At 70.7% G+C, this 11,986-nt stretch carries 11 protein-coding genes; all 11 read left to right on the forward strand.

Going from position 1 to position 11,986, the window contains the following annotated elements:
* The 11 genes from C8250_RS04170 to C8250_RS04220 all read left to right on the forward strand — a co-directional run bounded on the left by C8250_RS04170 (position 1) and on the right by C8250_RS04220 (position 11,984).
* Positions 1–990 carry a NifU family protein gene (locus C8250_RS04170; RefSeq protein ID WP_198357854.1) on the forward strand — a complete coding sequence of 330 codons (990 nt, stop codon included), beginning with the start codon at positions 1–3 and terminating at the stop codon, positions 988–990.
* Positions 987–1,640: a DUF5947 family protein gene (locus C8250_RS04175; RefSeq protein ID WP_138351531.1), complete on the forward strand. Its 654-nt coding sequence runs from the start codon at positions 987–989 to the stop codon at positions 1,638–1,640. Before C8250_RS04170 ends, C8250_RS04175 begins: the two co-directional genes overlap by 4 nt.
* Positions 1,637–2,278 carry a DUF6084 family protein gene (locus C8250_RS04180; RefSeq protein ID WP_138351530.1) on the forward strand — a complete coding sequence of 214 codons (642 nt, stop codon included), beginning with the start codon at positions 1,637–1,639 and terminating at the stop codon, positions 2,276–2,278. Before C8250_RS04175 ends, C8250_RS04180 begins: the two co-directional genes overlap by 4 nt.
* Complete coding sequence (locus tag C8250_RS43330) at positions 2,275–3,708, forward strand: hypothetical protein (RefSeq protein ID WP_232485356.1); 1,434 nt, start codon at positions 2,275–2,277, stop codon at positions 3,706–3,708. The genes C8250_RS04180 and C8250_RS43330 overlap by 4 nt, the downstream gene beginning before the upstream one ends.
* A 112-nt stretch (positions 3,709–3,820) precedes the next feature.
* On the forward strand, positions 3,821–4,357 hold the full coding sequence (locus C8250_RS04190; RefSeq protein ID WP_244808965.1) for a hydrogenase maturation protease: 537 nt from the start codon (positions 3,821–3,823) through the stop codon (positions 4,355–4,357).
* A gap of 2 nt (positions 4,358–4,359) precedes the next feature.
* Positions 4,360–6,912, forward strand: coding sequence for a carbamoyltransferase HypF (gene hypF / locus C8250_RS04195; protein ID WP_138351529.1), 2,553 nt, complete (start codon positions 4,360–4,362; stop codon positions 6,910–6,912).
* 83 nt (positions 6,913–6,995) lie between these two features.
* On the forward strand, positions 6,996–7,292 hold the full coding sequence (locus tag C8250_RS04200) for a HypC/HybG/HupF family hydrogenase formation chaperone (RefSeq protein ID WP_138351528.1): 297 nt from the start codon (positions 6,996–6,998) through the stop codon (positions 7,290–7,292).
* Positions 7,289–8,392, forward strand: a complete 1,104-nt coding sequence (gene hypD / locus C8250_RS04205; protein WP_138351527.1) for a hydrogenase formation protein HypD — start codon at positions 7,289–7,291, stop codon at positions 8,390–8,392. Before C8250_RS04200 ends, hypD begins: the two co-directional genes overlap by 4 nt.
* Before the next feature lie 8 nt (positions 8,393–8,400).
* On the forward strand, positions 8,401–9,465 hold the full coding sequence (hypE, locus tag C8250_RS04210; protein ID WP_138351526.1) for a hydrogenase expression/formation protein HypE: 1,065 nt from the start codon (positions 8,401–8,403) through the stop codon (positions 9,463–9,465).
* Positions 9,466–10,182, forward strand: a complete 717-nt coding sequence (locus tag C8250_RS04215) for a DUF6390 family protein (RefSeq protein WP_138351525.1) — start codon at positions 9,466–9,468, stop codon at positions 10,180–10,182.
* Between the two features lie 140 nt (positions 10,183–10,322).
* A complete protein-coding gene (locus C8250_RS04220) occupies positions 10,323–11,984 on the forward strand; it encodes a hydrogenase maturation protein (RefSeq protein WP_138351524.1) in 1,662 nt (553 codons plus the stop codon).
* Positions 11,985–11,986 lie beyond the last annotated feature (2 nt).

An 11,986-nucleotide genomic window follows, 5' to 3' on the forward strand; every position in this document is an offset into this window, starting at 1 on the left:
GTGGCGGAGCACAGCGCGTCCCCCGCGCCCGAAGTGACAACGGCCGGCTCCGCGCCGTCCGCCTCCGCGCCGTCCGACTGGCGGGTGACCGGTGAGCGCATCGACACCCTGATCGCCGCCAGTGCGTCCGGGGGTGCCATCGCGCGCGAACGCAGCGAGGAACTGGTCCGGCTCGTCACCGATTTCTACGGTGCCGGGCTGGAACGGCTGCTCGACCTGCTGTACGAGCAGGGTCGTCTCAGCGGCGACGTCCTGGCCTCCTTCGCCGCGGACGAGCTGGTGACGAGTCTGCTGCTCGTGCACGGCCTGCACCCGTACAGCGTGGAGACGCGCGTCGAGCAGGCGCTGGAGAGCGTACGGCCCTATCTGGGCTCGCACGGCGGCGACGTGGAGCTGCTCGGTGTGTCCGACGACGGCGTGGTCCGGCTGCGGCTGCTCGGCAGCTGCGACGGCTGCCCGTCCTCCTCGGCCACCCTCAAGCTCGCCGTGCAGGGCGCCGTCGAGGCGGCAGCTCCGGAGATCATCACGATCGAGGTCGAGACCACCACGGACGGGGAGTCCGGAGCCTCCGGGCCGATGGTCCCGGTCGAGGCGCTGTTCTCCCGCCTCCACGAGACGGTTCCCGCTCCTGACGACTCCGGCTCGTCCTGGGAGCTCGTCCCCGAACTGGCCGGCCTCGAACCCGGTGCCGTCACCCGGTTCACCGCCGGGCTCGTCCCGGTGCTGGCCTGCCGTATCGGCTCGGACCTCTTCGCCTTCCGGGACCGCTGTGCCCGGTGCGACCGGCCGCTGGAGGGCGCCGTACTGGCCCGGCGGCTGGGCGGCGCCTCCGATGACGGGGTGCTGCGGTGCCCCGCCTGCCTTGCGCACTACGACGTGCGGCGGGCCGGTGCCTGCGTCGAGGCGGCGGACCTGCACCTGGACCCGCTGCCGCTGCTCGCGGACGGCGCGACCGTCTCGCTCGCCGTACCCACCCCGGCGGCGACATGATCAGCGGAAGCCGCTCGACGTCACCCGTGGCCTCCCTGCTCCGGGTGACGCGCAACCGCCCGCAACCGGTTGCCGGGGAACGCTGCGAGATGTGCGCGGAGTCGATCGACCCGGGTCACTCGCATGTGGTGAACCTGGAGAGCCGGGCCCTGATGTGCAGTTGCCGGGCCTGCTACCTGCTGTTCAGCGATCAGGACGCGCATCTGCGCTATCGCGCGGTCCCCGAGCGGTATCTGTCCTTCGACGGTCCGACCGTCGACGAACGGACCTGGGACTCCCTGCAGATCCCGGTCGGGCTGGCCTTCCTGTTCCGCAATTCCGTCCAGGGCCGCACCATCGCGTTCTATCCGGGCCCCGCGGGCGCCACCGAGTCCGAACTGCCGCTGGACGCCTGGGACACCATCGTCGAGGCCAACCCCGAACTGGACGTCCTGCTCCCCGATGTGGAGGCACTGCTGGTGCGCCGCGGGGACGGCTCCGGCGGGTCCTGTCATCTGGTGCCCATCGACGCCTGTTACGAACTGGTCGGCAGGCTGCGGACCCTGTGGCGCGGCTTCGACGGCGGCCGCGAGGCGCACGACGCGATGGACGCGTTCTTCGCCCACGTGGCGGAGCGCAGCCGGCCCGCGACCCTGGACGACCGGTCGTGACCGGCCTCGGCTTCTCCGTGCTCGACGTCGTCGCCGAGCCGTACGCCGTCGCGCCGCAACTCACCGCGCGGCTGCGGATCGAGGAGGACAGCGGCGAGCGGATCCACGCGATCGTGCTGCGCTGCCAGGTCCGCATCGAGCCGCAGCGACGGCATTACGACGCCACCGAACAGGACGGGCTGCGCGGGCTGTTCGGCGATCGGGAGCGCTGGTCCGACACCCTCAAGCCCTTCCTCTGGATGCAGTGCAACACGACGGTGCAGGGGTTCACCGGTACCACCGAGGTCGACCTCGCCCTGCCCTGCACGTACGACTTCGACGTGATCGGCTCCCGCTATCTGCACGCACTCGGCGAGGGCTCGGTGCCGCTGACGCTGCTCTTCTCCGGCACGGTGTTCACCAAGGGGACCGCAGGGTTCGGCGTACGGCAGGTGCCCTGGGACTGCGAGGCCCGCCATCAGATGCCGGTCACGGTGTGGCGGCAGATGATCGCGTCCTACTTCCCGAACTCCGGCTGGATCAGATTGGACCAGGACGTGCTCGACCGCATCGCCGACTTCCGCGCCCGGCGCGGGCTGATCAGTTGGGACGAGACCGTGCACACCCTGCTGGCCGACATCGGCGAGGTGGTCCTGTGAACGCGCTGAGCCCCGCCGGCCCGGTGAGCCTCGACCACGTCCGCACGATCGCCGACGCGGTGCTCTACGAGGGATATCTGCTCTACCCGTACCGGGCGAGTTCGCACAAGAACCGGTCACGCTGGCAGTTCGGAGTCCTCGGGCCGCCGTCCGCGTCCGCGGCGAGCTTCAGTGAGGACCCGGGCATGGAGATGCAGTGCCTCCTCACGGCCCCGCACGAGCCGCCCGGTGGCGTCACGATCCATCTGCGCTTCCTCCAGCTGCAGGTCCGCGAGGTGCAACGGCGCGACGAGGACGGCGGCTACACCCCGGTCGAGCAGCTCACCGTGGACGGCGTGTCGGTGCTGAGCTGGGACGAGGCGGTGGAGCGGGAAGTCATCCTGCCCGCACTCGCCTGGAACGAGGAACTCGATCAACTGCACCGCATCACCGGCGGATCGGAGACCGAACCGCTGACGGATCCGAACGGCGCCGAGGTGGGCCGCATCGTGCGACGCCGCGAACCACTGGCGGCCCGGATCCGTACCCGCTGGACGGCCGACGACGGGTTCGTACGGCTGTCGGTGTCGGTGGACAACGAGCACCCGGACACGGCCGCCGACAAGGACGCCGCGATCCGCGCGTCACTGATCGGCTCGCATCTGCTCCTGCAGGCGCACGGGGCCGGGTTCGTCTCGCTGCTCGAACCCCCCGACGAGGCGGCCGGTGCGGCCGGCCGCTGTCAGCAGCGGCGGTGCTGGCCGGTGCTGGCGGGACCGAGCGGGACCACCGACACCGTGCTGGGCGCGCCCATCATCCTGTACGACCACCCTGAGGTGGCGGAACAGAGCGCGGGCGCCCTGTTCGACTCCACCGAGATCGACGAGATCCTGACGCTGCGCGTGATGACCATGACGGACGAGGAGAAGGCGGAGGCCCGGGCCACCGACCCCCGGGCGCGGGAGATCATCGATCGTTGCGACGGCATGTCGCCCGCGGACCTGCAACAGCTCCACGGCCTGCTCCGCGATCCGCATGCGCCGCAGGCGGGTCCCGCCGGTCCTTCTCCTGCCGACACGCCGAGACCCTTCGACGCCGATCCCTTCGACACCGGTGGCGTCCCGTGGTGGGATCCCGCGACCGACGCCGCGGTGCAGCCCGAGTCCGACGCGGTCGTCATCAACGGCGTCCGGGTGGCCAAGGGCAGCCTCGTCCGGGTGCACCCGTCCCGCCGCGCGGACGCGCAGGACCTGTTCTTCGCCGGCCAGGTGGCGCGGGTGACCGCGGTGCTCTCGGATGTCGACGGAGCGGTGCATGTCGCCCTGGTCCTCGTGGACGATCCGGCGTCGGACCTGCACGACTGGTACGGCCGTTACTTCTACTTCGCCCCCGACGAGCTGGAGCCCCTGGCCGTCGAGAGCTCCAAGGAACACCGAGAGGAGACCCCATGAGAACCCTGGGCGTGATCACCACAGGCGTGGCCGCGGCCGTGGCGCTGGTCGCCGTGGCTGTGGGAGTGAAGTCGATCCCCGACATCCGCCGGTATCTGAGAATGCGTTCGATGTGAGCGAGGGAGCAGGTCCTGACGTGGCCGGCGGTGTGCTGGTCGCGGGCGTCGGCAATCTCTTTCTCGGCGATGACGGCTTCGGACCCGAGGTGGTGCGCCGACTGGCCGGACCCGGCGGCCTCCCGTCACGGGTCCAGGTGGTCGACTACGGGATCCGCGGTATGCATCTCGCCTATGACCTGCTCAACGGGTACGACGCCCTGGTGCTGGTCGACACCTACCCCGGGGGCGGTCCTCCCGGGGAGGTGACGGTGCTGGAGATCACCGCGGAGCACCTCGGTACGGGTGAATTCGACGCGCATGGCATGAATCCGGTGTCAGTTCTGGCAAATCTGGATCAATTGGGCGGTACTCTTCCCGTCACCTACCTCGTGGGCTGCACTCCCGCCGGAATCGACGAAGGCATCGGGCTCAGTGAGGCTGTCTGCGCCGCGGTACCCGACGCGATCGAGGCGGTGCATCAGCTGATCCGTCGTCTGCTGCCGCCCGAACCCACCGAGACCGTCCCGTCCGCCGTTCCCCGGAGGTCCTGATCATGTGCCTTGGCATTCCTGGTCAAGTGGTGGAGATCGTGGACGGGTTTGCCGGGCAGCTCGCACTGGTCGATGTGGAGGGCGCACAGCGGCGGATCAACATCGGCATGCTCGACGAAGCCCCCGACCCCGGCGACTGGGTCCTGCTGCACATGGGCTTCGCGATGGAGATCATCGACCAGGACAAGGCCCGCGAGGCGCTCTCGGGTCTGGAGATGATGGGGCAGGCCCGCACCCGCCGGGTCCGGCGCAGGTTCGAGGTGCGCGGTGTCGTCCAGGGTGTGGGGTTCCGGCCCTTCGTCTACGTCACCGCCTCGGAGCTGGCCCTCGCCGGCTCGGTGGCGAACACCAGCGCCGGCGTGGTCGTCGAGGTCGAGGGCGACGCGGAGGCGGTGGCGGAGTTCGGGCGGCGGCTGTGCACGGACGCCCCTCCGCTCGCCATCGTGGAGAGCGTGCGGGATTCCGAGCGGCCGACACGTGGCGGTACGGAGTTCACCATCGAGGACTCCAGCGACGGCGGCCGCGCCCGTACGCTCGTCTCCCCCGATGTCGCCACCTGCCAGGAGTGCCTGACCGAGCTCAGTGACCCGGCGAATCGCCGGTACCGCCATCCGTTCATCACGTGCACCCACTGCGGCCCCCGGTTCACGATCGTCACCGGTACCCCGTACGACCGGGCCGCCACGACCATGGCGGCGTTCGACATGTGCGATGACTGCCGGGCGGAGTACGACGATCCGGCGGACCGCCGGTTCCACGCCCAGCCGATCGCCTGTCACACCTGCGGACCCCGGCTCGAACTGGTCCGCAAGGACGACGGTCGCCCGGAGCACGGCGAGGACGCCCTGCGCGCCGCACGGGAACTGCTCGCCGACGGCAGGATCCTCGCGATCAAGGGGCTCGGCGGCTACCACCTCGCGTGCGACGCCCGCAACGACGCGGCCGTCGCCGAGCTGCGACGCCGTAAGCAGCGCGGTGGCAAGCCGTTCGCGGTCATGGTCGCCGGTCCCGGGGTCGCCGAACAGCTGGTGACGATGACCGGGGAGGAGCGGGAGCTGCTCTCCGGCATCCGTAAGCCGATCGTGCTCCTGCCGCGGCTCCGGGCGGAGCCGGCGGCCGGCGTGTCCGACGCTGTGGCGCCGGGCAACCCCGACCTCGGACTGCTGCTGCCCTACACCCCGTTGCACGTTCTGCTCTTCGGGGTCGGGGACGACCGGCCGGGCCCGGACGCGCTGGTGATGACCTCCGCGAATCTGTCCGGCGAGCCCATCGTCACCGACGACGCGGAAGCCCTCGCCACCCTGGCTCCGCTGGTCGACGGCTGGCTGCGGCACGACCGGGCCATCCATGTCCCGTGCGACGACTCGGTCAGCCGGTTCGTCGCGGGTGCGGAGCTCCCGATCCGCAGATCCCGCGGCTACGCGCCGCTGCCCCTCGCCCTGCCGTTCGACGTACCGCCGACACTCGCGGTCGGCGCGGACCTGAAGAACACCTGCGCGCTCGGGGAAGGCCGCTACGCCTGGGTCAGTCAGCACATCGGCGACATGGACGACCTGTCCACCGTCGAAGCACTGACCAGGACCGAGAGACACCTCGAACGCCTCACCGGCGTCGAGCCCCGTCAGCTGGTGGCCGACCGGCATCCCGACTACCGGTCCGGCGTCTGGGCCCGCACCCACGCGAACGGCAGGCCGGTGCGGACGGTGCAGCACCACCACGCGCACATCGCGTCCGTGATGGGCGAGCACGGGCTCGGCGCCGGCGAGAGCGTGATCGGGGTCGCCTTCGACGGCACCGGCCACGGAACCGACGGGGCCGTCTGGGGCGGCGAGGTACTGATCGCCGACTACACGTCGTTCCGCAGGGCGGCGCACCTCGGCTACGTGCCCCTGGCGGGCGGCGACGCCAGTGTGCTGCGCCCCTACCGGATGGCGCTCGCCCACCTCCGCGCCGCCGGGGTCGCCTGGGACGACGACCTGCCGGCCGTCGCCGCCTGCCCCGTCAGGGAGCGCGACGTCCTGGCTCACCAGTTGGAGAGCGGGTTCGGCTGTGTGCCCACCTCGAGCATGGGCCGGCTCTTCGACGCCGTCGCCTCGCTGGCCGGTGTCCGGCATCAGGTGGAGTACGAGGCCGAAGCCGCCATCGAGCTGGAGGGCCTGGCCCGCGCCTCAGCGGCGGACGGCGACGGGACGGCGAGCCGCTACGCCTTCGCCGTCCGGTCCGCGAACGCCACGTATCCAGCCGTCGCCGACCCGGGGCCGGTGATCCGCGCGGTGGTGCACGACGTCCGCGCCGGGATCTCCCCGGAACACATCGCCGCCCGCTTCCACGCCGCCGTCGCCGTACTCGTCGTCGACCTCGCGGAGATCTGCCGTGCGCAGTCCGGCCTGGAGGTGGTGGCGCTCGGTGGCGGTGTCTTCCAGAACGCCGTGCTGCTGGAGGAGGCGCAGCGCATGCTGACCGGCCGGGGGTTCACCGTCCTGCGGCCCCGGCTGCTCCCCCCGAACGACGGTGGCATCGCCCTCGGCCAGCTGCTGATCGCCGCGTCGGGCTGACCCCCGGGGCCCGGACGCATCCACCGGGCTCCCCACGGATACCCAGGGATTCAGGAATTCAGGATTCACAGAGAAGAGGGACCATGTGTCTGGCAGTTCCGGGGCGTGTCCTCAGTACCGCCGAAGTCGACGGCACCTTGATGGCCCAGGTCGATTTCGGCGGGGTGCGCAAAGAGGTGTGCCTGCAGTACGTCCCCGACGTGACGATCGGTGAGTACGTCGTCGTGCATGTCGGGTTCGCCATCCAGCGCCTCGACGAACGGTCGGCGCAGGACACGCTGGCCAACTTCGAGCGGCTCGGAATCCTGGCGGAGGAATTCGGCGACGGGTTCGAACTCGCGGCCAAGCACAAGGAAACCCCAGAAGGAGCCGGCAGATGAAGTATCTCGACGAGTTCAGCGACCCTGACCTGGCGAAGAAACTCCTGGACCAGATCCATGCCGCCACCACCCGGCAGTGGGCCATGATGGAGGTCTGCGGGGGCCAGACCCATTCGATCATCCGGCACGGCATCGACCAACTGCTGCCCGAGGGCGTCGAGTTGATCCATGGGCCGGGTTGCCCCGTCTGTGTGACACCGCTGGAGATCATCGACCGCGCTCTGGCCATCGCCGCCCGCCCGGGAGTCATCTTCTGCTCCTTCGGCGACATGCTGCGCGTGCCGGGCAGCAGCCAGGACCTGTTCTCCGTCAAGAGCGCCGGCGGCGACGTCCGGGTCGTTTACTCGCCGCTGGACGCGCTGAAACTGGCCCGCGAGAACCCGGACCGGGAAGTCGTCTTCTTCGGGATCGGCTTCGAGACGACCGCGCCGGCCAACGCGATGACCGTGTACCAGGCCAAGCGACTGGGGGTGCGGAACTTCTCCCTGCTGGTCTCCCATGTCCTGGTGCCGCCGGCCATCGCGGCCATCATGGAGTCCTCCACCTGCCGGGTGCAGGCCTTCCTCGCCGCCGGGCATGTGTGCAGCGTGATGGGCACCTCCGAATACCCGCCGCTGGCGGAGAAGTACCAGGTCCCCATCGTGGTCACCGGCTTCGAGCCGCTGGACATCCTCGAAGGCATCCGCCGGACGGTCATCCAGCTCGAAGCGGGCCGCCACGAACTGGAGAACGCCTACCCCCGCGCGGTACGCGACGAGGGCAACCTCCCCGCCATGGAGATGCTGCGCGATGTGTTCGAGGTGACCGACCGGACCTGGCGGGGCATCGGGATGATCCCCCAGAGCGGCTGGAAACTCTCCGGGAAGTACCGCGAGTTCGATGCCGAGCTCCGGTTCGACGTGACCGGCATCCATACCGCCGAGTCGGCACTGTGCAGGTCGGGCGAGGTCCTGCAGGGCCTGATCAAGCCGCACGAGTGCGCGGCGTTCGGCAAGGAGTGCACCCCGCGCAACCCGCTGGGCGCGACGATGGTGTCGTCCGAGGGCGCCTGTGCCGCGTACTACACCTACCGCCGACTGGAACTGGTCGATGCCAAGTGACTGATGCGATGCAACGCGTGGGCGACCTCGATTTCGAGAGCTGGGTCTGCCCCGTCCCGCTGCGGGACACCCCGACCGTCGTGATGGGGCACGGGGGCGGCGGGGTGATGTCCGGGGAACTGATCGAGCATCTGTTCCTACCCGCATACGGCACGGCGGCGGCAGCGGAGCTGGGTGACTCGGCCGTCCTGTCCATCGGCGGCACCCGGCTCGCCTTCTCCACGGACTCGTTCGTGGTGAAGCCGATGTTCTTCCCCGGCGGGTCGATCGGTGACCTGGCGGTGAACGGAACCGTCAACGACCTGGCGATGGCGGGCGCGACGCCGCTGTTCCTCTCCACCGCCTTCATCCTCCAGGAGGGCACCGAACTGAGCGAACTCGGCCGGATCGCCGAGGCGATGGGAACGGCCGCGCGGGCCGCGGGCGTCCGCCTGGTCACCGGGGACACCAAGGTCGTCGACAGTGCCAGCGGTGACGGCGTCTACATCAACACCGCGGGTATCGGGGTGATCGCCGACGGGGTCGACATCGACCCGCGTCGCGCGCGGCCCGGCGACGCCGTGCTCATCAGCGGCGACATCGGGGTGCACGGCGTGGCGGTGATGAGCTGCCGCGAGGGCCTGGAGTTCGGCACCACCGTCGAAAGCGACACCGCCCCCCTGCACGGCCTGGTCGCCGGCATGATCGCCACGGGCGCGGATCTGCACGTCCTGCGTGACCCGACCCGCGGCGGGGTCGCGGCCTCGCTGAACGAGATCGCCCGTGCGTCGGCGGTCGGCATCGACCTCGTGGAGCGGGACCTGCCCGTCCCGCAGACGGTGCGGGACGCCTGCAGTCTCCTCGGGCTCGATCCGCTGCAGGTGGCGAACGAGGGCAAGCTGCTCGCCATCGTGCCCGCCGAATGGGCGGATCAGGTGCTGGAGGCGCTGCGGGCACACCCGCTGGGCCGGTCGGCGCGCCGGATCGGCACCTGTGTACCGGATCACCCCGGGATGGTGGTCGCCAGGACCGGACTGGGCGGAACCCGGGTGATCGGCCTTCCCATCGGCGAGCAGCTCCCGAGGATCTGCTGAATGAGCGCCCGGGGCGCGCTCCTCTTCGCGCGATACGCCTACCCGCCCAACGAGCTCGGCTACTGCGGTCCGGCCGATGCGTCCGCCCTGCTCGATTCCGGCGCGACCGCCGGAATCGAGCGGCGGGCGCGGCAGTTCGAGGGCGCCTGGTGCTACCTCGAATTCCTCGCGGAAGCGGCAGGAATTCCTGACCCGCTCGACGAGCGGGTGGTCGAGGCCTACTGGATCGGCAACGACCTGCTGGAGCAGGCCGGTTCCGCGGCACTGGTGGACCGCATGCTGGACCGGTTCCGTGGCCAGATCGGCGGCACCTGGCGCGAGGCGGCACACCGCGCCCTCGCCCACCACAGCTTCCAGGTCTTCGACGTCTACCCGTGGGCGCATCTGCTCCGCACGACCGACAACCTGACCGCTCTGACCGTTCTCGATCAATGCCGCATCCGCACCGGGATCGTCCTGGACGTCGCCGGTGAGTCGGCGACCGTCACGTCCAGCCCGCTGAGCTGGAGCGGGACGGCGGTGGAGACCGGGCCGCAGCGGCAGGAGGTGGTCCGCTGGTCGACCGGCGGCAGGACGCTGCTCGACGGGCTCTCCCCCGGCGACCGGGTCGCCCTGCACTGGGACTGGGTGTGCGACGTGCTCACCGAGGACCAGGTCGCCCGCGTCGAGTCCCTGGAAGCCCGACAACGCAACGCGCACAGCAGCATGGCGCGGTGAGGGCGGAACCGGGCGGGCGACGGGGCCATATGGCGCCGTCGTTCGGGTGACCTTACGGACGCGCGTCGGTCGTGAGTGCGGGCCGGCGCGCAAGGATTTCCGGTCAGGGTCCCTCCCCCCGGGACTCGCTGGAGGTCACCATGAACATCCTGCTGCTCGCCAGTGCGTTCAACAGCTTGACGCAGCGCGTGTACGTCGAACTGTCGGACCGGGGCCACACCGTGGCGGTGGAACTCTCCTGCGAGGAAGAGGTTCTGCTCGATGCGCTGGAACGGCACCGGCCCGCGCTGATCGTGGCGCCGATGCTCAGGGAGGCGATCCCGGAGCAGGTGTGGTCCGCGCACACCTGCCTGATCGTGCACCCGGGCCCGCTGGGCGACCGTGGGCCGTCCTCGCTCGACTGGGCCGTGCAGGAAGGCCTCGACCAGTGGGGCGTGACCGTTCTGCGCGCCAACGCCGAGATGGACGCCGGGGACGTATGGGCTTCGGTGTCCTGTTCGCTTCCCGCGGTGGGCAAGAGCGATCTGTACCGCAACGAGGTCTCCGACGCGGCGCTCGAAGCCGTGCTGCTGGCCGTGGAACGCTTCGCCTCGGGCACGTTCGTCCCCCGCTCGCAGAACAGCCCGGACGAGCGGATCACCGTCACCGCCCGGCCCTACCTGCGCCAGGAGACCCGGCGTATCGACTGGGACGCGGACAGCACCGAGACGGTGGCCCGCAAGCTGCGGTCGGCCGACTCGCAGCCAGGGGTCCTCGATGATCTCCTCGGCGCTCAGTGGTTCCTGCACGGCGGCCACCCCGAGGACGCCCTGACAGGCGCCCCCGGCGAGGTACTGGCCACCCGCGCGGGCGCGATCTGCCGCGGGACCCGCGACGGCGCCGTGTGGATCCCGCGGCTGCGACCTCGCCGTGTTCCGGGGCAGCCGCCGACGTTCTCGCTCCCCGCGGCCACCGCTCTGGGGGAACGGCTGCCGCCGGTGCCGGAACTGCCCTTCCCCCTCGACGGCGCACCCGACGGCAGCCGCACCTGGACCGACATCCACTACCGCGAGGACGGGGAGGCCGGATTCCTCGGATTCTCGTTCCCCGGCGGCGCGATGAGCACGACCCACTGTGAACGTCTGCTCGCCGCCTACCGCTACGCGTGCACACGGCCGACGTCGGTGCTGGTCCTGGGGGGCGGCCGGGACTTCTTCTCCAACGGCATCCATCTCAACGTCATCGAGGCCGCACCCGATCCGGCCGCGGAGTCCTGGGCCAACATCAACGCGATCGACGACGTGGTCCAGGCGATCCTGACCACCACGGACCGTTTGGTGATCTCCGCGCTGGGCGGCAACGCGGCGGCGGGCGGGGTGATGCTGGCCCTGGCCGCGGACGAGGTCTGGTGCAGGACCGGCGTCGTACTCAACCCGCACTACCGGCGGATGGGACTGTACGGCTCGGAGTACTGGACGTACTCCCTGCCGCGCCGGGTCGGCGCCTCGGTCGCCGAGCAGCTCACCGAGCGGGCGGTGCCGGTCAGCGCCGCGACCGGGCAGCGGCTCGGGCTGGTGGACCGGCTGTTCGACACCGGCCCGGGGGAATTCGCCGGGCAGGTCGGCGAATTCGCCGTGCGGCTGGCCTCCATGCCCTCGACCCCTGGCCGGATCGCGGTGAAGAAGGCGGAGCGCGAGGCCTCGGAGGCCGCCAAGCCGCTGGCCGCGTATCGCGAGGAAGAGCTCAGCCGGATGCGGCAGATCTTCGACGACCCCGGCCGGCCGTACCACGCCCTCCGCCGGGCCTTCGTCCACAAGACGTAACG

The sequence above is a fragment of the Streptomyces sp. So13.3 genome, assembly GCF_005860785.2.
Taxonomy (GTDB): domain Bacteria; phylum Actinomycetota; class Actinomycetes; order Streptomycetales; family Streptomycetaceae; genus Actinacidiphila; species Actinacidiphila fildesensis.

Excerpts from the sequence above, each read along its gene's own strand:
- hypE (WP_138351526.1), top strand. The coding sequence starts at position 8,401 with ATGCAACGCGTGGGCGACCTCGATTTCGAGAGCTGGGTCTGCCCCGTC.
- C8250_RS04200 (WP_138351528.1), top strand. The coding sequence starts at position 6,996 with ATGTGTCTGGCAGTTCCGGGGCGTGTCCTCAGTACCGCCGAAGTCGAC.
- C8250_RS04220 (WP_138351524.1), top strand. The coding sequence starts at position 10,323 with ATGAACATCCTGCTGCTCGCCAGTGCGTTCAACAGCTTGACGCAGCGC.
- C8250_RS04175 (WP_138351531.1), top strand. The coding sequence starts at position 987 with ATGATCAGCGGAAGCCGCTCGACGTCACCCGTGGCCTCCCTGCTCCGG.
- hypD (WP_138351527.1), top strand. The coding sequence starts at position 7,289 with ATGAAGTATCTCGACGAGTTCAGCGACCCTGACCTGGCGAAGAAACTC.
- hypF (WP_138351529.1), top strand. The coding sequence starts at position 4,360 with ATGTGCCTTGGCATTCCTGGTCAAGTGGTGGAGATCGTGGACGGGTTT.
- C8250_RS04215 (WP_138351525.1), top strand. The coding sequence starts at position 9,466 with ATGAGCGCCCGGGGCGCGCTCCTCTTCGCGCGATACGCCTACCCGCCC.